Origin of the sequence: Bacteroides ndongoniae, from assembly GCF_900108345.1 — a bacterium.
GTDB classification, from domain to species: Bacteria; Bacteroidota; Bacteroidia; order Bacteroidales; family Bacteroidaceae; genus Bacteroides; species Bacteroides ndongoniae.
The window spans coordinates 1,395,976-1,419,635 of record NZ_FNVV01000013.1 but is presented as its reverse complement, the minus strand read 5'-3'; the positions used below and the strand labels follow the sequence as shown (position 1 = coordinate 1,419,635).

Sequence of the window (23,660 nt, the reverse complement as noted above, 5' to 3'; positions counted from 1 at the left end):
ATGTCCTGTTTTTACTTCTTCTTCAACACAGGCAGACCGTCGGTGCCGAGCTCCCATTGGTAGGCATTGTCGGTAAGGGCGGCGTTCATGCCGTCTATGGCATTCTCCCACGATTCGCCGTCATTCACCTTCGTGGCGTCTATCGTTCCTCCTTCATTATTGTATACTCCTTTGTCTGTATTAGCACGCCAATAGCAAGCTGTTATAGAACCAATGCTAAAATTATAATTTACTATACCTCCACTTGCATTCTCTTTTAATGTTCCGTCGAACCAGCAGGCGGTGATGCTGCCTTGATTTGCGTAGGCTATACCACTGACAGCACTGAAAGCGTCAATCTTCCCCGTTACGGAGCAGGCAATGACTTGGCCATAATTATTAACCACTATACCGGCTGTACCTCCGCCTGATTCGTATAATTCCACATCCACGAGTTGCAGATTCTTTACCGTTGCACTTTCTCCTGTTCCTCCAAAAAGCGAGGGAGCATTTAATCCCGTGATGCTGTACCCTTGTCCGTCAAAAGTGCCGTTGTATGTTTGAAAGCTATTACCTATTGGTGTCCAGTTCTTGTCCACCATATTGATGTCTTCGGTCAAGGTGCAGTTCAGCGATGGGTCGTTTTGTGCAGCTTTTGCCCATTCCGTCAGACCGTTGGGTGTATAGACGGAGTAGGTATGGGTGTCCGCATTGTAGGAGTACCCCAAATCCTCTGCCGTGCCGCTCTCGCCTACACCAAGTGTCCAGTCACCGATGGTGCAGCCTGCCAGTTCCAGCCCCTTGGCAGTGACATTGACGGTGTAGGTGTAGCGGCTGCCAGCCTTCAGCTCCACGCTGTTCTGCGGGCGGAAGTAGAAGGTACCGCCGTTCAAGTCCACTTGAATGAAAGGTGTGTTTGCTTTCACGGTCTGCGGTGCGGCAAGTGCCTCGTAGGTGTCGTTGCCCGGTGCATAGGTGCTGATGAATGCCGGATTGCCGCCGTCCGTGGAGAGGCCGGTCACATAGACTTCCGCTCCTGTCAGGTCGTTGATACCGGCGCCCTCTCTAAGTATAATAGTCACCCGTGCCGTGCGGTGGCTGAACGCCAAAGTCGGGTTGTCGAAGTGCACCGTCTGGTTCTCAGCGGAGATGTAGTCGCTGGCTGCAAAGTCGTTCGCTGTGCTTTGGTCGGCCTTCACCACCACGGTGGGCATCTGCGAGATGTTGGTCTGGTCGTATGGCCACCAGGCGCTGACGGTGATATCGTTGCGGCTCGTCCACCAGAACGGGGAGAGGTTGTTGCTCAGGGTAGCCGTCTTTTTCTCGGCATCGGTGGTTGTCACGCTGTACTCCTTCGTCTCGCTGCCTAAGCTGAGGGCCACGGACGTGACCCCGTCCCAGTTGCCGTCCACGGTGGCACGCGAAGCAGGGGTTGCCTCTACAGAGAGTCCGGTGGCGTTGATAATCAAAGGGTATTCGCCCTCAGGCAGACGGGTGCCGTCCGCCAGTTCGTCCTGCGTGCAGGCGGTCGCTGCGAGAAGCAACACTACCGCACCGGAGAGAATATATGATAGATGTCTGAAACTCATGATTCCTCAGGTTTTGAATGTTTTATTTATAAGTCTGCATTCACATTGCCACCGCTTACCGGATTCCAGTCACTAATCTCGGCCTTGCCGACGCTCAGGTCCTTGTTGCGGACGGTGACGGTCCATGTGTAATTGTTGCCGGCTTTCAATGCGCCCTCGGGTACGGTGAGCGTGGCGTTGTAGTCATTGTCGTTGAAATTCACAGTCAGGTCAATGCTTGTCATGGTCTGCGGAAAGAGGATGACCGACGAGGTGAGCGTGCTGCCTATCGGCATGGTGAGGTCGGCTGCCTGCGCGTTCTCATCCGCCTTGGCTATGCCGGTTTCGGTGTCGAAGCTGCCCGTCAGCGTCAGTCCGGAGAGCGTGTAGCTTACAGGCTTGACAGCGGTGAAACTTACTCCGCTGCCTGCCTCGAAGGTAATGGTGATCTGGCTCATGCAGTGGTGGAAGGAACAGTCCCTTCCGTTGTCCTTGGTGTTGTCGGTGAAGTCTATCGTAGGATGGTGCGTATCGGCAGTGGCTCCGGTGGCATAGAGGAAGTCGATGAGGGGCCGGTTTTCAGCCGTCTGGTTCTCACTTCCCGTGCTGACTCCAGTCAATACGCCCGCAGATTCGCCGGGTGTGCCCGTGAACGGATAGTAGGCGCGGAAGGTCACACTCTCGGGAGTCTGGAAGTAGATAGCGTTCTCCGACGGTGTGGTAAAGCTGCTGCCGTTCCATTCGTAGCATACGTTGTTGTAATAAGTACCCGTGCCTGCCACGGTAGAGACACCTATCTGGTCGTACGTGGTCCACTGCGTCCCACTGGCGCGGGTAGCCACCGCATCGGAGATTTCGGCGTTGATGCGTGCCGCCACAGGGCTGTTGTCCATTGCTTCGTTGTCGTTGGTGCAGGCTGCCAGGCTGAGGGCAAGCGCTGCGAGTGCAAAAAACTTGGTATTCATCGTATCTTAAATTTATTATTTTCTTTTCAGTTATCTGTCCGGTACGTCTTACATCTCGGCATCCACTCCGCCGCCGTCAATCTTCTCCCAGTCGGTGATGCCGGCTTCCACTCCGGCTTCCGCCGGGGTCTCAGCCATGGTACCGCCGAGGGTGAGAGGCTCTGTCTTGTCGGCGTTGAAGTCCGCGAGGGCTGCCGTGAGGTCGCTCTCAAGTTCCGTGGGTTGTGGGTTGCCGTTTGAGTATGTCAGCGTGGCGGTCAGCCTTTGGAGGTTGCCTGCGATGCCCAGAAGCCGCACGGTGGCGGTCCATTTGCCGGCATCGTCACCCTCGGTTATCCTGGTGAAGTGCAGGGCGACATCGGATGCCGCTCCGTAGGTTCCGGTGGCGAAGTCCAGCGTGCCAGCCGCTCCTGACAATGCGCCTTCGATGCTCTCTATCCTGTCCGCCGCATCGCCTGTAGGCTCGATAACAAGGGTAAGCTGGCGTACCTGCTGGTGCATCGCAGCTGTCAGGTCATAGTCGGTGTCGGCCTCGACGGTAACATCCTGTACGGAGGTCATCAGCCAGCCGGGGGCGTTGCTGATGAATGTTCCGGTTCCTGTTTCTTGAACTACGGTGGCGGTGGTGCCGCTTATCGTAATGTTCTCGGTGGTGTTATACACTGCGAGGGTGTAATCGCCGGGATTGAAGAGATAATCCGGCGCATGGGCCTCTCCGGTCTCCGTGCCTGTGTAGTCGCCCATCGTCACTGTCCATTCCTCAGGGATGCCCACGCCATCGCCCCTGTCGGTCCAGTCGGCGGTGACGGTGATCTTACCGGTGTCCGGATGCGGCGTGTCGTGAAGCTCGTCCTTTACGCAGGAGGTAGCGGCCAGCAGCAGGGCTGCCGTTAAAAGTGATGTCTTGTATATGCTGTTCGTTTTCATCATCTCATCCTCCTTTCTTAAAATAGTTGCCATACCAATGTCACTCCGGCGTTTATCGGGCCGACCCAGTGCTTGGTCCCGTTGCCGTCGCGAACCCTCACTCCATTGATCACCTCGTATTTCTCCGTATCGGCATTCAGATAGCCAAGTCCGAGGGTGAAGTCCATCGAGAGGGCTTCGGTCAGGCGCATCTGGTAGCCGCCGGTGATGCCGCCGCCGAGAAGGTCACCCTGACGGCCGGTGCCGGAGAGCTTGTAGTTGAACTGTCCCGCCTTGAACATCGCTCCGACATACCAGCGTCTTGCATCGCCCAGATACCAGCGTACCTCCGGAGACACTTCCCACAAGGCGTAGCGGCGGGCGTTGTCCTGCCATGTCCAAGACGTCCAGCTGCCGTTAACCATGATACCTACGGACGGGCTGATACGCCACTCGATGCCGAGATCGGGAGTGAGGGTCGCCCAGCGCAGCAGGTTGGCACGGAGGGACAATGTATAGGAATCGACGGTTTTCGATTTCTCGGCTGCGAGCCTTTCGGCTTCGGCCTGTGCTTGGGCAAGGCTGTCGGCCTTGGCCTGTTCTGCGGCAAGGTGTGCCTGTTCTCTATCATGTGCGATGCGATCCTGTTCAGCCTTTTCTGTGGTTATCCGCTGCTGTTCGGCATGCTCCACTGCAAGCTGTTCCTTTTCAGCACGCTCAGTAGCAAGTCTCGCTTCTTCATTATTATCCGCAGGGATAACTATCCGCACCGTCACATAGTCACCTCCTCCTGAGTGATTTTTAGTGATGAAGCATTCTTCTGTCAGTTTCTGTCGCACTATCAGTTCTGACTTCACCCGGTTGGAACGGACCTTCGACATGGCGAGATTTTCTGTCTCATCCTGTCCTGCCGTGCTGTATCCGTCCACATAGAGCGGAGTCTCTCCGGAGAGAATGTCAGCCCTGTACTGCTCCACGCACTGCATCAGTCTTTCCAGTTCCGCATTATTGCCTCCATAAGGAACGTAGAACATGTCCCTGTCCGGTACAAATCGGAAAGTGTAGACCGTATCCGGCTTTTCCTGTGCCGACAGAGGCAGCAGGAATAAAACGCAGATGACGGTCACTATGGTTTTCATTGTCTTACTCATATATTCATCTATGGTTTATTTGTTCTCTATTGGATACAAAAAGCCCCGGACACATACAGGCGCAATTTCTCCTTGCATCGTATGTAACCGGGGTATATAAACATGTCCACCCGTCCATTACTGCATGGCGGGGACACAGTATGTCCTGTGATTGTTTCTCGCTGAAACGGACTGACGGAAGCGTAATCCCTTCCGACGACCTTTTGAAAATTAAATAATTTGGAGTAAATTCCTGCGCGTACCCCCCCGATACATATTTTCACTATTACAAGTGAAATTTAACAATTCAAGTGAGACTGGACAGGTTTTGATAGAGGTTTCCTGTTTGATTATGAGATTGATTAGAGCACACAAAAGACTCATCGCCATACTTTCAAGAATAGCGATGCAAGCAGATGAAGGGAAATTTGCCTGCCATATCCGTTGTGTTCTATTGTCATAATCCATTTTGATATACTTAACCAAGTACAAAAGTAGAGAAAAATTTTATGTGATTGCAGAATCTATGGTTAAAAAATCATTGCCGAAGCAGAATATTTTGCTATACATGTTTCAAAAGAACAGATTTCAGACTCATATTTAAAACTTTGGCCCAAGGTTATACAGGTATCGGATTAACTTTCATCGTTTCCAGATTGAGGTAAAGCCCGTGATGCTCAATCATCCCGTGGCGGAACATCTTCCACAGAATGTTGCAGCCCAACTGCGCCAATGTGGAATTGATGAACAGATCCTGCTTTTCCAGAGCTTCCGCCAGCGAGCAGCTCGGGCCGGAATCTTTCTCCTTCACGCTCGCATATTTCACCAGCCGGGTGATGACTTTCAGCGAACTTACAGTTTCGTAGAGCCGGGAAACCGGTTGCTTGATTTTCTTCGGTACCGTTCCCAGCACGGCCTGGCCAGATGTCTGCGTGTTTCCGAAGTCCATCCAATAGAGGGGTGTCTCGTAACTTCTGTATTCCGAAACCGACACGGCTTTCAGCGTGTTCCACAGGTCGAGCCGTGACTTGATATTGTCCGTGCAGGTGATAGTTATATTGGCGAGGTTGTCCCGCCTGGCATCTTTCAGAATGGCCGGATAGATATCCGGTACCGCCTTCCAGCCGTTCCCGAAGAAGTTGTTCATGCGCGTGACGAGGCACTGCGCCTTGTTCAGGCCTATGTCCGAAGGGCTGAAGAGCTGGCGTCCGATGTTGGCTTCCGTTACGGTGTCCGGATCGTAGGCTGTCACGAACAGTCCGGGATGCCCGAGCCCCCTGAGTGCCATGTCGAACCGTGCCAGGCAGGTCAGCACCTGAGAGCCTGTCCCACCCGCACCGATGACATTCACTGTCACAGGATGCTGCGGGTTTATCAGGTAATTGTCGATATAGTGTACTCTCTTCATTTCAGTATATCTTTAAGTTTCAGATTCTTCAGCGGCTTCAATTCTTTCAGGTCGAAAGGCTTGCCCCTTGCCGCCTTAGTCACCAGTACGAGGTTTGACTTCGTTGGATTCCCGTGTCCTCCCAGATGGGAAAACTCCGTCAGCCAGAATTTTTTCTCCCAGTATTCGAGCAGGTTCACATAAGTCAGTTCCTTTGGCTTTTCTATCCTTGCCGAACCGAGACAGACGCTTGACCCTGTCACGTTGAAAAGTGGCGCCGCATAGAGTGCCGTTTCCATGCCGGGCCTGTCTTCCTTGTAGGCGTAGACGTCCAGCCGTGTGTCCCCGGCTTCGTAGATGATTCCCGGCAGGTTGTATTCCGCGTTCTCTATCCCGAGGCCGCTGACAAAGTACATCCTCCGTTTCCCGGGAGGATTGTACCAGACGTATCTCTCGCTTCCCTTGCGGGTATCCGCATACAGCAGGTTGGACGGTAGCCTGCCGTGGGGCGTACCGCTGTATGTTTCCGAGTAATTGCGTACCAGTTCGTTCATGAATTCCACCGTTACAGGATGTCCTTCACCCATCCTTCCCCTCGCGTCAATGCTCCGCTGCTCCAGGAAATACTTATTATTATTCCCTTCATAGGTATAAGCTATCAGTACCGCCCGTGGGCATAGGGTGGCATGTATCGTGTTCGTAAGCTCATTCTTCTCCATCTTCCTTATTATTTGATATGTGGTTTATGAACCTGTCCGCCCATCTGAAGAAACGTTCCGGATAATCATCGTCCATCTTGAACAGGCTGTCCGTTTCCGGGGATATTTCCATCGTGGTGACGGGAATCAGGTCGTATGTTTCCTGCCTGTCGGAATTGTACTGTTCTTCAAGACTTTCCGTCACGATGTCATGGATATCATAGGCAATCCGTATCTGCCTGTCAAGCCCCATCGGCCAGTAATCCGGTTCTTCCTCGAAGTACGGATCATAGCAGTATTGCATGATCGGCTTTTCCGGGCGGAGGAATTGCAGACCCTCTGTCATCAGTTCCAGCAGTGCCGCTTCCCAGTTGTCCTGCGGAGAATATTTCCGCATGGCGGCAGGTAGGTTCTTGTAATAGGAGGTCTTCTCCACCCGTCTCAACAACCTTCTGATTTTCCCGCTCCGGTATGAGCGGACGAGGGCATTTCTGCGCCGCACATCATCTTCCGGCTCATCCCGGTCCGCCGTTTCAATCCAGTCAAGTACCGTTTCAGTTTCCTCTCCGTCCAGTACCGTGGCTATCCCGTTGGCTTTCGCCATACCGCTGATGAACGATATGGCGATGCGCCTCAGTACCGGATTCAGATTTTCCACGAATTTTACGGGGAAATAATACAGCGTATATTCTCCCCACTGGTGATATTTCCACAGGTTGAAATACAGGCGCTGCCCGTTTTGCTCTATATTGACACCCGCATTGTCCTTGAGCAGGGTTTCCATGTCATATACCAGCTGGTTGATGCTTTCCCCGACATTCCTTCCCGGAACATGCTGGGCTTTTGCCCCCATGAGTTCTGCATACTTCCGGTAAGAACCGAGCAGGAACCTGTAGTTTTTATCCGTCAGTATGTTGAACGGTTCTCCGGCATGGTCTTTTATAAGAAATCCGGGTACGATACCGGAGAAGACCGTGCTTAAAAAACGATTACGGCACCGCTGGGTGCCGCAATCCTTCTTTCCTTTTCTGTTCCGTAACGGTAGGCTTGTCCGGTTTCCTGTATGATGTACCTTGCAAGTTGTTCCACCTGGGATTCGCTCAAGAGTCTGCATGATTTCTTCTTTTTTCTGTTGTCCTTTGCCATACATTTATCCTTTTGTCCCGATGGTGGTTTTGAACTCGTATTCCGCCATGTCCTCCCTGATGACCGGCCCGTGGACGGTTGCCGTCGTCAGTTCCGGGTACATGTTCGAATAATAACTCATGACCATGTCCGGCGTGAAATCCGTACCCGGATCAGCCAGGGTCACATACTCCGTTCCTTTCTTGAACTTGAATGAGCGTGTCATTCCTTTTACTTCGAGTGGCATAATCTTACATTTGTTGGTTTGTTGTCTGATATCTGTTTCCGCCTTTCAGCATTTCCATCGGGAAATCCGGGTAGTTCGCATACTCTTCCGGGTTGTAGTCCGGTTCGTCCTGCCCGTAGGAGGACGTTCCGTCTTCCATCATCGAATACCCGTCATACTGCGGCATGTCCCCGTCAAAGCCTGCCGCCGGCTGTAGCGGCTGTGGCGCCTGTTGCTGTCCGTATGCGCCCGGCTGAGGATATTGTCCTCCCTGACCGCGATACGGCTGCGCGGGGTATGGCTGTTGTCCTCCGGGATAAGGAGCCGTCTGCTGTACAGGCTGTCGCGGCGGTAAAGGCTGTCTGACAGGCTGCTGCCCACGGTTTGCCGGATGCGGCTGCGGCGGCATGTTCCCCGGAGCCTGCCCTTGTAGCGGACGGGGGTGTGGCACAGGTTGCGGCTGTGGCTGCGGTGCGGGTTGTGGAGCCGGCTGTTGGTCAAAGGCTTCCATGCCGAACAGGCTGCCCTTGTTGAGCTCGGTGGTCTGTACCTTGATTTTTTCCTCGATTTCCTTCGCCTGCTGAGGGTTGGCGTACGCCTTTGCCTGTCCAAACACGGTCACGGCCTCCTTGTGGTTTTTCGCCGTTGCCAGCTCGTCCGCCTTCTTCATCAGTTTCTCATACTTCTCCCGCTTTTCCTTTTCCTCCTTGGTCTCTTTTGCCTTCGCTTCCTTGGCCGCCTTGCTGTCTTTCGCGGTCTTGTCCGCCTGTTTCTCGAACTCCGCCATGTTGGTCAGCAGCCCCGATACCTTCTGCACCGGCCTTGCGATGGTCTGGAAGAAACCGCCGTCAAGCTCTTCCGGTGTCCCGGACAGGGTCAGCGGCACGATATGGTTCTGGGCCTCGTCCTTGAGCCCGTTTGACTTGGGCAGTACTGATACCGTCATGCCCGTGGCTGATTTGCGGATGACCAGCGTGATGTCCACGCTTCCGGCCATCAGTTGGTTGAACTGTGTAAAAAACATAATCTTTTGTATTAAATGGTTAGACATTGATTCTATGCGTCCTTGAAGAGTTCCGCCAGCAACCTGTCCCTATCCGGATGACTGCATATTTCCAGTATCGGGTTCAGCAGTCTGGAGATATGTACCGGACCGCTTCCTCTTGGCGGCAGCTTGATTGCCGGCTGCGGGATGTGCACTTTCGGTCTTCTTGCCACGGGCATCCCTATCGGGGCCGGTGACGGTTGTCTTGTGATGATCGCTTGTCGCATAATCTTTATTGTTTAATGTGAATACTCGGGCTTTGGCAGCCCGTTGAACTACGGGGGCCGGGCGGCGAATGCTTCCGGAAAGGCAAGGTTTTCGGGAAAAATACCGGAGCCTCCGGCGAGGATGATTTTTTCCGAAACCGCAAGGCCAGACCTTGCCGTCCGACAAGAAGCATTTGCCAACTTTGCCCTGTAGTTCATCGGGTCGCCAATGTCTGTGTCTTCCATTCCTGTCTTTCCACTTTTCCCATGCAATGTATGAGGATAAAAAAAGAGCCGTCCGTGTCCGGACAGCTCCCTTATGCTGTAATAGTAAAGCCTGCACATGTCCTATTCCTTTAGATTAGAAGACCAGAAAACTCAGGATGCACAGGATGATGGCGAGCGCCACGAGAATACAGGCTATCCGGTAGAGGAACCTGAACAGTCCCCTGAAACACACGATGGCCACGGCTGTCCATACGGGGGATATGCCGTGCGAATAAAGCCAGCTGAACGCGATGGCGGCTGTGAGGGCCAATGCTGCCGTCCTTGCCCACCTGTTGCCGGCTATTTTCCTGATTTTTTCTTTCGCTTTCATAATCTTCATGTTTTATGGGAATGCCATTCCCGGTTTCGGGGGCTGTCGTGCAGACCGCCTCCACAGGCAAGGTTTTTCGGGGAAAATACCGGAGCACCGGCGAGGATGATTTTTCCCGGAAACCGCAAGGCCCGACCTTGCCGGTGGAACCGGGCGGTCTGCGACCTTTGCCCGCGAACCGGAATGGCGCCGTCATTTCCTTTTCCTGCCTTTTCCGTCTTTCGGGAACGAGAGGACCAGGTTGAACCCCGCGTCAAAGGCTACCGCCGCATCGAAAGCAACCCCTTTCTTTCCCTTGAATCCCTTGATAAGACGGGTAGTGCCGGAGGAGAAAAGCTGCTCCAAGTGCTGATCCGTCAGCTCCTTGTTCAGGAACTTGCGGAACACGAGCAGGCCGCAACCCTCGTTGTCGCATTTGGCCGTCCTGCCCTTGAGGATGACATGGCCGGTCTTGCATTTGGGGCAGGTGAACGTGCGGACGGGTGCCGCCGGCAGGGAGAGTCTCAGGATCTCCCCGGTGGCCTTGCGGGTATAGTCCCTGATGGACGCCATGAACGCATCCGGGTCGAGCGTGTGCCGCTCTATCTGCGACAGGGCGTTCTCCCAGCTTCCGGTCAGGGAGACATCCGCCACCAGCATGTCCTTCACCGCCCCGTAGAGGAGAAGTCCCTTTTCCGTAGGCACGAGGCTTTTCCCGTTCCGTTCGACATAATCCCTCTTGAACAAAGTGGTGATGATGGCGGCTCTTGTAGCCGGTGTGCCTATTCCAATATCCTTGACGGCCTCACGCGCCTCTCCGTCGGCGATGTCCTTTCCGCATGTCTCCATTGCCGCCAGCAGCGTGGCTTCGGTGTAGAGCGGCTTGGGCACGGTCTTTTTCTGCACAAGCCCGTGGCCCGATACCGGAATCCGGTCCCCTTCGGAGAAAACGGCATGACCGTCGTTCAGCCCGTCCCCGTCCTCTTCCTTGTCCTCCTTCCTGCCGAAGACCCCGCGCCAGCCGGGACTGGTGACGGCGGAACTCTTCGAGCGGAAAACCGTCTCTCCGATACGGCACTCCATCAGCAGCGTCTCCTTTTTGCAGCAGGGCGAGAATGCTTCCAGCATCCGTCCGGCAATCAGGGCATAGACGGCGGACTCCGCTTCGGAAAGCCCTTCGGGGGCGATGCCGGTCGTAATCAGGGCATGGTGGTCGGTCACTTCCGTGTCGTCCACGCTGCAGGTGTTCAGGGCGGAGAGGTCGAGCGCCTTCCCGTATTTCCGGAATTCCGGCATGGCGGAAATCTTTTCCAGCAGTTCCGGAACATACGCCATGACATCCTGCGGGATGTGGCGGCTTCCCGTTCTCGGGTAGGAAATGAGCTTCTTTTCATAGAGCGTCTGGGCGATGTCCAGCGTCTTGGCCGCCGGCAGGTCGAGATGCACGTTGCAGTCCTTCTGGAGCGCCGTCAGGTCGTAGAGCAGCGGCGGTTGCTGCTGGACTTCCCTGCGTTCCGCTTTGGTGATTTCCGCCACGGAACCGGACGGGATGGCCCTGTATGCGGCTTCTGCCTCCGCCTTGTCGCCGAAGTTCCCGACACGGAAAAAACGGCGGTACGATTCCTTGCCGTCCAGCGTGATGTGGAGCTGCCAGTAAGGGGCGGACACGAATTCCCTGTTCTCCCTGAACCGGGCGCATATCATGGCCAGCGTCGGGGTCTGCACCCGCCCGATGGAGCTGTTCGGGGTGCCGGAGGCTATGGCCAGGGCACGGCTGGCGTTCATGCCCACCAGCCAGTCCGCCTTGGCGCGGCTGTCGGCGGCGGCATACAGGCTGTCATACGCCGAACCGTCCTTCAGTTCCTCCAGCCCTTTCCGTATGGCCTCGTCGGTGAGCGAGGAGATCCACAACCGTCTGAACGGTTTCGTACAGCCCAGGTAGTCGTATATCCAGCGGAATATCAGCTCGCCCTCGCGTCCGGCATCGGTGGCCACGATGATGCTGCCGCACCGGTTGAACACGCTTTCTATGATTTTCAATTGTTTCGAGGCGGCAAGGTCGGGCACCATACCCCTGTCCGTGCGTACCTGGCGGGATACCAGGCGGAACGGTTCCGGCAGCATCGGCAGGTCCTCCGCCGCCGTTTTCGTGTAACCGTATGCGTCCGGCAGGGCCAGCGACACGAGGTGCCCCAATGCCCATGTGACCATGTACCCGCCTCCGGCACAGTAGCCGTCATTTTTACTGTCTGCCCCGACCACACGGGCTATGTCCATGCCCACGCTCGGCTTTTCTGCGATGATTGCTATCATGTTGTTCGATAAAATTTAAGCCGTTTCCCGTTTTCCATGCGGAAGACAGGAAACGGCGGTTTGACATTCTTTATTCGATATTACTGTCCGGTTATCTGCCCAATGGGGTGACACCCTGGATTTCAAGAAGTGGCGCTTCGCCCTTGCGTACAAGCTGGAGCGTGGCGTCCATCACCACGTCCACGCCGAGGAGCACGAGGCTCAGCGGTATTACGCCGGTCTTCTCCCCCTTGAGGAGGGTGTCCAGTTCCCCGGCCATTTCCAGTTCGTCCTTCAGGATGCCGATGGCGGCCAGTTCGTTCCAGTCCACATCCTCCGCCTTGAAAGGCGCATTGTTGTTTTCCTTGTTCATCTTCTTGTTCATTTTGAGTTAAAACTTCTTTTCCCTCTTCACGGATGCATGTCAGGAAGCGCTGATTCCCTTGGACTTGCGGCTGCCCTTTTCCTGTCCCTGCTTCTGGGCCGCCGCCACCACGTTGCGCTGCGAGGCGTTCTGCTTGTGGTCCGGGTTCTCGTTGTAGAAGTCCAGGCGGCCCTGGTTGAAGTTCGCCTTGACATACTGCGAGATGGTCTTTCCGTCGTAGCCCTTGATGCCCTCGACCAGCACCGCCTTGCCGTCCTGGAGGTCGGCGCGTTGCTTCCGGGTCAGTTCCACGTTCCATACCTTGTCGGGTATCTTGAACTCTACCTGCTGGTCGAAGCCGTCCGGCGTGCGGGAGTAGCTCAGCCGCCCCGTCTCCAGGTCCGCCTTGATAAACGAGGAGAATTCCTCGCCCTTGCGGTTCACCATGTCGTTGAGGAAGATCGGCCTCCCCGCCAGAAGCTCCTTCTTTTCTTCCGGCGTGATTCTCACCCCGTTGATTTCGTCCGGGATGTAAATCTCACGGGCGCCTTCCGGGGAATCCGGGTTGTAGCGGGTATAGGCGGGCTTTCCGGTCGCCTCGTCCAGCTTCACGAATGAGGAGAAGATTTCGCCGTCCTTGCGCTTCATCCCCTCCACGAAGATGGCCTTGCCCGCGTTCAGGTCCTCGATCTGCTTCTGTGTCAGTTCCACGCCTCCCAGCGACTGGCGGTTGAAGAGCTTGTCGTTCTCGAAGATGTACTCGATGCCCCTGCGCTCGGCGTTGACCTGTATGAAGGCGTTGAACTCGTTGCCTGATTTGGCTGTCATGCCCTCGATATAGACTTTCTTGCCTTCCCGCAGGTCGTTCTTTTCCTGCTCGGTCAGTTCCACCCCTTTTATCTCGTTCGGGATGAACACGTTGTCCACTTTGGTGGCCACCACCTCATTGGTAAGCCTGTCTATGCTGATGAAGGACGGGATGTATTCCCCGTTGCGCCCCTTCAGCTCCACGACACGCCCCATGTTGCCCGTCTCCAGCAGGTTGCGCTTGTCCTCGTCGGAGAAAATGTGTCCGAAATACGGGCGGTCGAGGTCGGGCTTCTGGCGGATTCCGTGGATGCCCAGCACGATTTCCCCGTTTCTTGACTGCTGGAAGGACAGGCGGGCGTCGGTACGCAGCGCGGCTGAGCCGAAGTTCATGGTGATGGGCACGACCTGGTTGGTCTTGTAGCCCCTGAGCATTTGGTCAAGCAGCCCGCGCTCCTGGAGGTACTCGCGGGACAGTCCGAAGTTCTTCAGCTGCTCCCAGTTGATCATGGACTCGTTGTAACGGTACGGGTTCTGCTGCTGGCCTCCTTCTGCGGCGACCTGCGGCTGGTTTTCTTCTTTTTTTGCCATTTCTTCTTGATTTTGTGGGTTGATACTTTGGTTTTCCTTGTTCCGTGGGACAATCTCATACTTTTTCAGAAATTCCTCCACGGCCTCTGTCTTTTTTCCGTTTGCCATGTCTTCTATGGCCTGCCGTACTTCCGGAGTGTCCAGGCTTCCTTCCCTGACGGAGAGGATGCCGAAACGGGTCGGGTCCTTGAACTGGCTCCAGAAATTTTTGATGAAATTCTCGAAGATGTCCGCATAGCGGTCAATCTTCAGGAAGGAGTTGCGGTGCCGCTTGTCGGCGTCCACCGTCTTGAACTTGCCGTCCTGCCCGATTTCAGACACCGCCTTCAGGAGCAGCTCCATCTTGTCGAGGATGAAGACGATGTCGCTCATCTGGGCGTTCTCGGCGACCGTCGGTTTCGGGGGTTCTTCCCTTGCATTTTTCTTTGCCATAACTGAAAGTTTTTTTAGCGTTAATACTGATGTTGTCGGTGCAAATATATAGGACTAATTTTGATAAATAATTGATTTGTAATGTGTTAGGATATACATTACACCGTATGTCATCCTGTTTCACCGCAGGCTCGGGTACGGAAAGGGAAAAATCGTGGAAACACGAGGGGGAAACAGCCCCGCAGCGGAGGGTGCGGCAGGGAAAGGGACGGCACGGGAACAAAACCGGGCAGCGTCACCGCCGGACGGGACAACGCCGGCAAAACGGGAACAGAAACTGTACTATGCAGAGTGGGGAGCGAGCGAAGCCCTTGTCCCGTCCTGATGCGTTCCTGGAGACAGGAGGCGGATATTCGGTGGGAATGTGATGTGAAGGCGGCAACCCATTGGGATTTCCGATGTTGCAAAAAAACAGCCCCGCCAGATTGCTTTTCTTTGACCCTGTACTTATGCGTCGTAGGTCGCTTCGCTTGCCAAGTCCCGCTCCTTTCCCCAACTCGGACGGCAATACCGGAGCGTTTTTTCGGGCTGAAAATTACCATCGGGAATTTTCTGTCCCGAAAACCGGAGGCCCGAACGTGGAGGTATTCGCCCTCCGAGTTATCTTCTCCGGGGGACTTGCCAAGTGAAGCGGGGCTTATGATGCCGTTTCATAGAAGAATGGGGAAACAAACTCTTCGGGTATGCGAAACATTGCAGTGAGTATGCACAAGCAGTCAAAAAATGGCTACTTTCGTATGACCGTTGAAGAAATGAAGCATCTTCCGTTCACATTCTCCTTTCGTTCATTTATAATGAACATCATTAAAATATGAACAAATTTCTTTGCCGCCTGGATTTTGTTCATTATATTTGCAGCGTTCATTATAAATGAACATCACTAAAACATGAACATATTATGGCATTGGCTGAACGTGAAACATTAAACTTGGCATTGGAGGCATTACGGGAAAAGTTAGTATTGCCCGAAGAAACGGTCATTCTAAAAGAGGACAATGCATACAGGAATTATGATGCGATTGTCCAGATTATGAATGTGGAGTTTCTATGTGAAGTCAAAAATACGGTGACAACAGCCACCGTCGGGAATATTGCAAACCGGTTAAAGACCTTGGCTGCAACAGAAAAGCGGCCTGTATTGTTAATCGCCAAATACATAACGCCGACTGTCACAGCTGACTTGGCGACAAACGGGATCAATACCTTGGACTGTGCCGGCAATTGTCATATCAGATATGTAAAAGGAAATAAGATAATATTTCATCTGGCGAATAAAGGAGAAAAAAACACTTTAATGGCTGAAAAGCCTTATCCGGTATTTCAAGAAGCAGGATTGAAAGTCATTTTCTATTTATTGCAGGAATTTACCAATGTGAACAAACCGTACAGGGAAATACAGAAAGCGACAGGCGTTTCTTTAGGGGCAATCAAAAATGTATTTGATGTTTTGGTGGAGAGGAACTTTGTCCTTATGACCAACAGCAAGCGAACACTAAAAAACATCAATGCCCTTTTAAATTTGTGGACAGAAAATTATAATCAGGTACTGAAGCCTAAATTATTGCTCAGCAGGATGACATTCCGTACCAATGAGCAACGCATAAAATGGTTGGCTATGGAATTGCCTGATGGAATGTATTGGGGGGGAGAAAGCGGAGCAAACATGGTCGATTCTTATCTGGAACCCGGTGCTTTTGATATATATACACAAATTCCTGCCGCACATTTACTGAAAACAGGTTTTGTAAGATTTGATGAGAAAGGGGAGATAAGAATATACAAGAAATTCTGGAATTGGGAAACGGAAAATCATCTTGTCCCTCCAATTCTCACGTACGCAGATTTGATAGGTAGCGGCAATAGCCGTTGTATTGAAATGGCTGAAAGACTTTTGGACCATGGACTTAAAGATTACAAGTGAAAAAATAGCGAATCCATTACTGGTCGATTTGCTAAAAAAACTGACGGACAGTTTCAACCGCATGGGACGGGAGTTCTATGTCATCGGTGCGACTGCGCGGGATATAATCATCGGCCAGCTTGCCGATATCACATCTGGAAGGAAAACCCGGGATTTGGATATTGCGATAGCAATACCCGAATGGAGCGTTTTTGATGAAATAAAAGAAGTTTTGATTGCGGACGGATTCAAAAAGTCCAGGCATATGCACCAACGTTTTTACTATGGCGATTACGAATTGGATATAGTTCCGTACGGGGTCGCCAAGGAAGATGACAATATCTATTGGCCGCCGGAAGAAGAGATTGCCATGTCCGTGAAAGGTTTTGACGAGGTGTTATCGGATGCCATAACCGTGAATGTCGATGATGAATTTGACATAAAAATAGCATCGCTTCACGGTTTGTTCCTTTTGAAATTCAACGCATGGCTGGACAGGAATATCCAGACAAGCAAGGATGCCGAGGATATGTCGTTCATCCTATCCAATTATTTCATCGCCAATCTTGACCGCGGCATCCATCCGGAAGTTTATGATTGGGAAAGGTTCGATGAATATACCGTTGGAGGATACTGGCTTGCCCACGACCTGCTTTCCCTCTTGAACAAAGAACAGGTTGCCTATTACAAGGACTGCATTGAAAAGGAACTTGAAAAAGGAGACGGAAGCAGGCTGTTCAATCAAATCATAGAACACAGCCACGGTCTGGCTTATGAGACAGTGAAAGATGCGTGGCAAACCATTGCGGATGTTTTTCAAAAAGCGATAGAGGATGAAAATGATTGAATTAAAGGCTTTCAGCCATTCCGGAAAAGACAAGGACAACGAGGATTATGCCTTATGCCACAGGCTGTCCGACAACAGCCTTGTTGCCGTTCTTGCAGACGGCATGGGAGGCCTGTCTTACGGTGCATGTGCCGCAAAAATCATATCGGACTCCATCCTGGCCACTGTCATTGACAAGATTCAGGGATGTTCGCCGGAAGACGTATTGCGTATGGCATTCGATGCCGCCGACTCTGCCATATACAGGAAATGCAGGGAATTAAAGTGCAGGATGGGAGCCGCAGTGACCGTGGCCTTGGCCATGGGTGATTCCTTGTATTACGCGTGGCAGGGCAATGTGAGATTATACAAAGTGTCGGACGGCGAATTATCCTTATTGACAACAGACCATATCGTGGCAGACGCAGAAGGCATATATTTAACACGATGTGTCAACGGGAAGGGGTTTCGTGAAAATGTCCCGGTTATGCATGAAAGGCTGGAACAGGTTGACAGGATCATCATTTGTTCCGATGGCTGCTACCGGCATACAGACTTGAATGCCATGATAAACCATGGTGGAGCGTTTGAATTTGATGGAATCTTTGAAGATGACGCATCATTGATTGAGATGAAAAAAAGTAATTGAAGGGTTTAATCCGATGTTTTTGCAAGAATTGGGTTTTAACTTATCAGGTGAGAATTTAACGTCCAATTCCTACAAGAGGTGTTGTCAGGATGTGCGGAAAAAGTGCAGGAATAATCAGATTACTATTGCACTTTTTCCGCTCAATGTCCTGTCACATTTTTAGTTCTTGACACTTACGTGTGTATGCTCCAGCCGTGGAACGGCTCCAGGATTTTGGAAAGGGATTCGTCCGGCCTGCCGTGATAGAGCAGCCCTCCGACGACGCCTGTCCGTCCGTCGGGTGTCCTTTCGGCGAATCCGAAAGAATATGGTGCCATATCCCAATAGAGTTCGATTTCACTTTTCCCGTTCGAGTTCTTTTCCCATTGCTTCAAGTCTTCAATGCAGCGTTGCAAGGTCTTGTCTCCGATGCTTTTTGCGTATTCCACCACCTTGTCGTAGTGTTCCTGGCATTTGATTGTCATATCCGGTTGTCTTTAAGTTGTTGCAATAGTTCTTCATACTCACCGAAGCCGTAACATCCGGCCAAGACGAAATCTTCCCCGCATTTGTCGGCCAGCGATTGCAGACCGTCAAGGGAATCACAGTAGAAGAAAATCTCATCATCCTTTTCCGTATCCGACTCCATGCCCAGGGCGATTCTTGCCTCTTGGGTTTCAAAGGTGTCATTCCATCGTATGACGCAATCCAGGAAATGCGGTTCATGCCCCTTTCCCGCGCGGTATTCCAGATATCTTTCGCGGATTTCCTTCTTGATTTCTTCCGGCTTTTTCCATGAGCTGTCATCCACGATTTCAAAACCCGATCCTTCGACCAACAGGCAAGTCCCGTTGTCGTTCACCATCAGGGTACGTTTGCCCATATGCCTCTCACACATCCCTGCCCAATCCGGCAAGTCCCAACGCTCTGTTGTCCAGATTCCGCGCCAGGTTTCCGGAATGGAGTTGTACTCACTTAATGTAATCTTTCTCATGACATTGCATTTTATTTGAATGTTACAAAATTGACCCTGTAGGTCTTGCACGGTTTCCCGAATGCGGGATGAGGGTCAAACTCCCGGAATGAATCCCAATCCACGCTCATCGTGTATCCGTTCGGAAAATTTTCGGCAATGAACCGGGTTATCATTCCCTTGTCCTCTTCGGAAAGGAAGAGTTCTTCCTCAATGCCGTATTCCAATGAAAAGACCGCCCATTCGGGTATGTTGTCCCAAACGGGCGGCATGTAATTGTTCTCCTTCATACATCGGGATGCTTATTGCGGTGATGCCGTCAGTTTCCGGATAATGTTCCCAAGTTCCGTCTCCCATGTCCTGTCACCGTTCCCGGCAAAGGGATAAGTCAGCTGGTGCCAGTCGTGGTAATCGAAAAGTTTCATCCGCAGCGGATAATAGTCAAAAAGTTTCCTGCCGTCCTTGAATATGCGGATATGGTTGGTCCCTACATTCATGGACTGTAATCCGTTCCCGTGAAGAATCTCCCGGAATCTTTCCATTGGTGTGAAGTTGCTTCTCTTTTTCATATTTCTTTCCATAACTCGTTCAACAATACATTCTATACAACTCGGCATCCGGCAGTGTGCGCAATTCCTCCCCGGTACAGAAACCGTCGATTTCCTCGCATACCTCCATCGCCTCGTAGATACCGCTGCGCATATCGGTTATCAGTTCATCCCGCAGGCTTTCCACCGACACCCTGAACGTGCTGCTGCCGACATCAATTTCCCTGACGGGATAGGCGCGTCCTTTCCAATGGATTTGTCCAATGACTGTTCTGTCCCCGTTTTCAGCCGCCATGCGTTCCTTCCTGCACATCTCGCCACAGGCTTCCTTGCGGATATCGGCCGTTCTTGTCTTGTCCATAACTTTCTGATTTTATTCTGTTAAACATCTACCGGCTCGTGAGCCGATATTTTATTTCTTGCCTGCCATACCGTCCCGTGCCGGATTGTGCAAGGCTTTCCGGAAAAATACCGCAAGCGGAGCGCGGAAGATTTTTGCGGAAACCCGCGAGGGCCCGGCCTTGCTCAATCCTGACAGGCACGGGAAGACCTTTGCAGGCGGAAATAAAAAAGCGGCCTGTCGGATATTATTCCTTATTCTCTTCTTCCTTTGGAATCAGGTGCTTCAAGTCCGGATCGTTGGCTATGCGCTCCATCTCGTCCTCGATTATTTGCAGCACGTCGGCCTTTATCTGCGAATAGTTGCGGTCTATCTGCTGCTGCATGATGTCGTTTCCGTCCGCGTCCCTGAACTCGTTGATGACCGGTATTTTCTTATAGGCTTTCATCTCCTCCGACACTTTCGCGCTGTCCACGATGATGCGGGCATGGAAAATCTTCTGCTCTATCTCCTCCCCGAAGTTGTCGGCCACGCTGCCCACGAAAGTACCCTGCGAGAGGTTGGCGATCTTGGAGGCGGGTATGAGGGAGTCCATCTGCGTGTTGATGGATGTGGAGGTGTCCTGCCGGTTGATGGAGAGGGACTGCCGCTGCTGGAGTATCTTGCCGAACCGCTCCGACAGGCTCTTTGCCGTCTCGCCGACCACCTGCCCGCTGAAGATGTTGCCCACCGTGTTCTGGATGACCTTCGCCTCCTTGTCCCCGTAATCCCTCGCCAACTGGCTGAAGTCCTGGAAGCCGAGACAGACGGCCACCTTGTTGCTCCGGGCGGTGGCGATCAGGTTGTCAATGCCACGGAAGTAGATGGTGGGCAACTCGTCGATGATGATGGAGCTCTTGAGCTGACCTTTCTTGTTCACCAGCTTGACAATGCGCGAATTATACAGACCGAGAGCGGCCGAATAGATATTCTGCCTGTCCGGATTGTTGCCTACGCAGAGGATCTTGGGGTGTTCGGGATTGTTCAGGTCCAGGGTGAAGTCATCCCCCGTCATCACCCAGTAAAGCTGTGGCGAGATCATTCGCGAAAGCGGAATTTTCGCGCTTGCTATCTGGCCCTGGAGCTGATCTTGAGCTCCGCCTTGCCATGCGTCCATAAAGGGGGAAAGGTAATTTTCAAGGGACGGATACGAGGTCAAAATCGTGAAAATATCCGCATAGGGCTTGTTCAGGAATTCGATCGCATGAGGGAACGTACAGTACTTCCCGTTCTTGTAAATCCGCAAATACCAGATGATTGCGGCAAGCAGGATAATCGGTGATTCCACGAAAAAGTCACCCTGTTTCTGTATCCAGGTCTTGTTCAGGTTGAGCATTATCGTATAGGCCGACTCATAGGCATCGGATATGTCCGCCATGAATCTCGGGTTGATGGGATTGCAGCGGTGGCTGCGCCTCGGGTCATCGAAATTGATGACGTAGAATTCCGGCTTGACCTTGTAATGCGCCTTGTGCTTGAGCAGGTGGTTGTAGGCTATCTCCGACAGGTCCGGGAACTTGTAGTCGTAGATGTACATGGCAAATGACTTCTCTATCTGCTGCTTGATGTAGTTGTTCACCACGGCGTAGCTCTTTCCCGATCCCGGCGTTCCCAACACGATGGAGGCGCGGAAAGGATTGACGATGTTGATCCAGCCGTCCCATTCCCTGCCCTGATAGACAAACTTCGTGGGCAGGTTGACGGAATATTCGTTCTCCATGAGCCTTGTCTCCTGCATGAAACTCTCGTTGGCGGTGTTGAACACGTCCTCCATGAGGTTGTGTTTCAGCATACGGCTGATCCACACTCCCGACATGAGCAGGAGAATGTAACCTGCGGTGAGCGTCAGCGTATATGCGGCCGCGTTCACCGTCGGGCTGAACGGGAGGTCAAGCATCCACCAGTTCATGAAGAACAGCACCAGCCCCGAAAGGAAGGCGGCGTATATCTTCCGCCAGGTCATTTTCTGGTTCTTCACGCCCTTTGTGCCGAGGCATGACAGTCCCAGGAATATGAAGGCGAACACTTTCGTCACCAGCAGGTTGCTGAACAGCCCCGCCGTCCGCTGGAAATTAAGGAGTATCTTATCCAATACACCTATGTCTATACCCATATCCACGAATGAACGGTAACAGAACCAATAGACATGGACGATAATGAACACGATGGAAATGGCCCGCATGAATTCCATGACCTTGGCCAATCCCCTTAAATCATCTTCTTGTTGCATAAATTAAAAATTTTGATGGTTGGTAATTGACAATCAGGATATGCCGCGTGAACGGCGTTTCTTTTTCTTTTTGCGTTGCAGCCTGCGGGCAAGCGCCTCCTCCTGCGGGTCGGGACCGTTGATGTCGGGACTGAATATCCCGAAAGCCTGCTCGATGGCGCTCTCCATGCTGTCGGAAAGGTTCTCCCGTTCGCCAGCATATTGTCCGGGGAATTCCGGTTCGGGGAACTCCTGCGGCCTGTTGAAGAGCTGCTCGAAGGCATTGGCGGAGAACTCCTTGCCCAGACGGGAACCGTTATACACCTCCCGGTTCCTGTGATCGATGAAGGTCACGCCGTAGATACGCCCTTCCTCATTTTCCCGGAACACCACGTCAATGCCCTTTTCCCCGAGCAGCCGGACGAAGTCCTCCCGGTTTCCCCGGCATCCGTGCACGGCAAGCGCCACATCATCCCGTATCTTCGGCTGCCATTTCCGGTTCCTGAAGTCACGGACATTGGCGGCAATCCGTTTCTCTATGCCTTCGTAGCCGAAGCGCTTGCCGATGAGGGACGACTTTATGGGCGTGCATACCGGCCTGCCGCTGTCGTCGGTCAGGGTATAGACTATGCCGTTATAAGGCGTGCCCTCAAAATCACCCCTGACCTGTTTCGCCTCGATGTTGAAGCAGGAAAGCAGGGCGCTGTACTCCCCGAATGTCTGGAAGCGGTAGGCGGTGAACACGCTCTTGAGGATATTGCCGGCCTGACGTTTCACGTCCCCGTCCCTGTAGTCCGCCTTTTTAAGATACGGCTCCAGCAGTTCGTTCCGCTTGTCCGCCACCGGCTTGAGCCCGAACCTGCTCTCCAGTTCCCGGCAGGCTTTCATCGAGCGGTTCCATTCGTAGGCGTCGCTGATTTTCTCCCCGTTCTCCTTCACGCAGGTGGAGACGATATGGACGTGCCTGCGGCCGATGTCCTCGTGCAGATACACGATATAGGGCTGGTCGCCGTAGCCCATCTTCCGCATGTATTCACGGGCCAGTTCCGCGAACTGCCCGTCCGTGAGGCGGTCGTCCACCGAGGGGTTCAGGGAGATGTGCAGCACCGGCTTCTCCGTGTTCCTGTTTGCGGCGAGGTAGCTCTCGAACGCCCACAGCGTCTGCTGCATGACATTGTGGGGATTTCCGGTGAGGTCGGTCATCATGCGGTTGCCCGCGATGATGCGGGCTGTGGATTCATCCACTTTCTGCTGGTTGTAGGCGACCGCCCCGTAGAGCGATGCGCCCCTGTTGATCTTAGCCACCATTCCGCTGTTCCTCCTTCTTCCTTTTTATAAGGTACTCCTCCTCGAACTCCCGGGTCAGCATGATGATCCGCTTGCCCAGCACCACCAGGTCGATGGTGGCCTTCTCCAGGTTGCGCAGCAGGGCGAACGCCCGTTTCTCCCCGAAGTTGGACTTGACGGCCTTCACCGTCTGGTTGTAGTTGTTGCCGATGGCCTGGAACTGGTGGTAGAAATTTGTCAGGCGGATGTAGTAGTCCGTCGCAGCCTTGTCGATTCTGACGACCTTCATTTCGCGTCCGAAAATCATCGCCTTGATGAATCTTGCCCGTTGTTTCATCCCGGATTTTTCAAACAGCAGCTCGAATTTTCCGTTCTCTTCCGAGGTCAGCTTGATGCCGTAGCGGAATACTGCCGGGTCAGTCTTCGGTTTTCTGCCCGTGCTTCTTCTTGTTCTTCTTTTACTGTTTTCTTCCATGCGCATTGAGTTTTTCTGTTTTTGATTTTCCGTCATGGATTTCCGACTTTGGAGGAAATCCCTCCCGAGCCTTCAGGCGAGCGGCAAGTTTGTTTTGGGATGCCCGAATCATTTCGGGCTGCCCAAAACACAACTTG

26 protein-coding genes are annotated in these 23,660 nt (G+C 52.9%); 4 read left to right on the top strand and 22 right to left on the bottom strand.

Features of this window, described 5'->3' with window-relative positions:
* Nucleotides 1-11: 11 nt before the first annotated feature.
* From BQ5591_RS10465 to BQ5591_RS10400, 14 genes are all read right to left on the bottom strand, one after another.
* Nucleotides 12-1,568 carry a fimbrillin family protein gene (locus tag BQ5591_RS10465; protein ID WP_071149249.1) on the bottom strand — a complete coding sequence of 519 codons (1,557 nt, stop codon included), beginning with the start codon at nt 1,566-1,568 and terminating at the stop codon, nt 12-14.
* Between the two features lie 26 nt (nt 1,569-1,594).
* Entirely contained in the window at nt 1,595-2,512 is a 918-nt protein-coding gene (locus BQ5591_RS21155) for a fimbrillin family protein (RefSeq protein ID WP_071149248.1), read from the bottom strand.
* A gap of 48 nt (nt 2,513-2,560) precedes the next feature.
* Nucleotides 2,561-3,439, bottom strand: coding sequence for a FimB/Mfa2 family fimbrial subunit (locus BQ5591_RS21150; RefSeq protein WP_071149428.1), 879 nt, complete (start codon nt 3,437-3,439; stop codon nt 2,561-2,563).
* A gap of 17 nt (nt 3,440-3,456) precedes the next feature.
* Nucleotides 3,457-4,569: a DUF3575 domain-containing protein gene (locus BQ5591_RS10450; protein WP_071149247.1), complete on the bottom strand. Its 1,113-nt coding sequence runs from the start codon at nt 4,567-4,569 to the stop codon at nt 3,457-3,459.
* A 598-nt stretch (nt 4,570-5,167) separates the two neighbouring features.
* Nucleotides 5,168-5,956, bottom strand: coding sequence for a PRTRC system ThiF family protein (locus BQ5591_RS10445; protein WP_071149246.1), 789 nt, complete (start codon nt 5,954-5,956; stop codon nt 5,168-5,170).
* Nucleotides 5,953-6,654 carry a prokaryotic E2 ligase family D protein gene (locus BQ5591_RS10440; protein ID WP_071149245.1) on the bottom strand — a complete coding sequence of 234 codons (702 nt, stop codon included), beginning with the start codon at nt 6,652-6,654 and terminating at the stop codon, nt 5,953-5,955. Before BQ5591_RS10440 ends, BQ5591_RS10445 begins: the two co-directional genes overlap by 4 nt.
* A complete protein-coding gene (locus BQ5591_RS10435) occupies nt 6,641-7,783 on the bottom strand; it encodes a hypothetical protein (protein ID WP_235817067.1) in 1,143 nt (380 codons plus the stop codon). Before BQ5591_RS10435 ends, BQ5591_RS10440 begins: the two co-directional genes overlap by 14 nt.
* The gene (locus BQ5591_RS10430) at nt 7,784-8,005 is read right to left on the bottom strand and encodes a PRTRC system protein C (protein ID WP_071149244.1); all 222 of its coding nucleotides are present in this window, start codon (nt 8,003-8,005) and stop codon (nt 7,784-7,786) included. It abuts the gene before it with no gap.
* 4 nt (nt 8,006-8,009) lie between these two features.
* Nucleotides 8,010-9,008: a PRTRC system protein E gene (locus BQ5591_RS10425; protein ID WP_071149243.1), complete on the bottom strand. Its 999-nt coding sequence runs from the start codon at nt 9,006-9,008 to the stop codon at nt 8,010-8,012.
* Between the two features lie 32 nt (nt 9,009-9,040).
* Complete coding sequence (locus BQ5591_RS10420) at nt 9,041-9,256, bottom strand: hypothetical protein (protein WP_071149242.1); 216 nt, start codon at nt 9,254-9,256, stop codon at nt 9,041-9,043.
* A gap of 340 nt (nt 9,257-9,596) precedes the next feature.
* Nucleotides 9,597-9,833 carry a hypothetical protein gene (locus BQ5591_RS10415; protein ID WP_071149426.1) on the bottom strand — a complete coding sequence of 79 codons (237 nt, stop codon included), beginning with the start codon at nt 9,831-9,833 and terminating at the stop codon, nt 9,597-9,599.
* A 192-nt stretch (nt 9,834-10,025) separates the two neighbouring features.
* Complete coding sequence (locus BQ5591_RS10410) at nt 10,026-12,125, bottom strand: type IA DNA topoisomerase (protein ID WP_071149241.1); 2,100 nt, start codon at nt 12,123-12,125, stop codon at nt 10,026-10,028.
* Between the two features lie 91 nt (nt 12,126-12,216).
* On the bottom strand, nt 12,217-12,477 hold the full coding sequence (locus tag BQ5591_RS10405) for a DUF4099 domain-containing protein (RefSeq protein WP_071149425.1): 261 nt from the start codon (nt 12,475-12,477) through the stop codon (nt 12,217-12,219).
* Between the two features lie 51 nt (nt 12,478-12,528).
* Nucleotides 12,529-14,298: a DUF3945 domain-containing protein gene (locus BQ5591_RS10400; RefSeq protein ID WP_071149240.1), complete on the bottom strand. Its 1,770-nt coding sequence runs from the start codon at nt 14,296-14,298 to the stop codon at nt 12,529-12,531.
* 154 nt (nt 14,299-14,452) lie between these two features.
* On the opposite strand from BQ5591_RS10400, the gene BQ5591_RS21370 reads away from it, so the two are divergent.
* From BQ5591_RS21370 to BQ5591_RS10385, 4 genes are all read left to right on the top strand, one after another.
* Nucleotides 14,453-14,623, top strand: coding sequence for a hypothetical protein (locus BQ5591_RS21370; protein WP_159434449.1), 171 nt, complete (start codon nt 14,453-14,455; stop codon nt 14,621-14,623).
* A 573-nt stretch (nt 14,624-15,196) separates the two neighbouring features.
* On the top strand, nt 15,197-16,219 hold the full coding sequence (locus BQ5591_RS10395) for a type IV toxin-antitoxin system AbiEi family antitoxin (RefSeq protein ID WP_083380926.1): 1,023 nt from the start codon (nt 15,197-15,199) through the stop codon (nt 16,217-16,219).
* Nucleotides 16,197-17,045 (top strand): nucleotidyl transferase AbiEii/AbiGii toxin family protein, encoded by an 849-nt coding sequence (locus BQ5591_RS10390; RefSeq protein WP_071149239.1) that lies wholly within the window; start codon nt 16,197-16,199, stop codon nt 17,043-17,045. The genes BQ5591_RS10395 and BQ5591_RS10390 overlap by 23 nt, the downstream gene beginning before the upstream one ends.
* A complete protein-coding gene (locus tag BQ5591_RS10385) occupies nt 17,032-17,673 on the top strand; it encodes a PP2C family protein-serine/threonine phosphatase (protein ID WP_071149238.1) in 642 nt (213 codons plus the stop codon). The genes BQ5591_RS10390 and BQ5591_RS10385 overlap by 14 nt, the downstream gene beginning before the upstream one ends.
* Nucleotides 17,674-17,846: 173 nt before the next feature.
* Here BQ5591_RS10385 and BQ5591_RS10380 read toward each other — a convergent pair whose 3' ends face one another.
* The 8 genes from BQ5591_RS10380 to mobA all read right to left on the bottom strand — a co-directional run bounded on the left by BQ5591_RS10380 (nt 17,847) and on the right by mobA (nt 23,529).
* Nucleotides 17,847-18,137, bottom strand: coding sequence for a DUF4120 family protein (locus BQ5591_RS10380; protein WP_071149237.1), 291 nt, complete (start codon nt 18,135-18,137; stop codon nt 17,847-17,849).
* A complete protein-coding gene (locus BQ5591_RS10375) occupies nt 18,134-18,646 on the bottom strand; it encodes a hypothetical protein (RefSeq protein WP_071149236.1) in 513 nt (170 codons plus the stop codon). Before BQ5591_RS10375 ends, BQ5591_RS10380 begins: the two co-directional genes overlap by 4 nt.
* An 11-nt stretch (nt 18,647-18,657) precedes the next feature.
* Nucleotides 18,658-18,915 (bottom strand): DUF6926 domain-containing protein, encoded by a 258-nt coding sequence (locus tag BQ5591_RS10370; protein WP_071149235.1) that lies wholly within the window; start codon nt 18,913-18,915, stop codon nt 18,658-18,660.
* Between the two features lie 12 nt (nt 18,916-18,927).
* Nucleotides 18,928-19,194, bottom strand: a complete 267-nt coding sequence (locus tag BQ5591_RS10365; protein ID WP_071149234.1) for a hypothetical protein — start codon at nt 19,192-19,194, stop codon at nt 18,928-18,930.
* Between the two features lie 19 nt (nt 19,195-19,213).
* Nucleotides 19,214-19,534, bottom strand: coding sequence for a hypothetical protein (locus BQ5591_RS10360; RefSeq protein ID WP_071149233.1), 321 nt, complete (start codon nt 19,532-19,534; stop codon nt 19,214-19,216).
* Between the two features lie 226 nt (nt 19,535-19,760).
* Nucleotides 19,761-21,782, bottom strand: a complete 2,022-nt coding sequence (mobC, locus tag BQ5591_RS10355; protein WP_071149232.1) for a conjugal transfer protein MobC — start codon at nt 21,780-21,782, stop codon at nt 19,761-19,763.
* A gap of 33 nt (nt 21,783-21,815) precedes the next feature.
* Complete coding sequence (gene mobB, locus BQ5591_RS10350) at nt 21,816-23,069, bottom strand: conjugal transfer protein MobB (RefSeq protein WP_071149231.1); 1,254 nt, start codon at nt 23,067-23,069, stop codon at nt 21,816-21,818.
* The gene (gene mobA / locus BQ5591_RS10345) at nt 23,059-23,529 is read right to left on the bottom strand and encodes a conjugal transfer protein MobA (RefSeq protein WP_071149230.1); all 471 of its coding nucleotides are present in this window, start codon (nt 23,527-23,529) and stop codon (nt 23,059-23,061) included. The genes mobB and mobA overlap by 11 nt, the downstream gene beginning before the upstream one ends.
* Nucleotides 23,530-23,660: the final 131 nt, after the last annotated feature.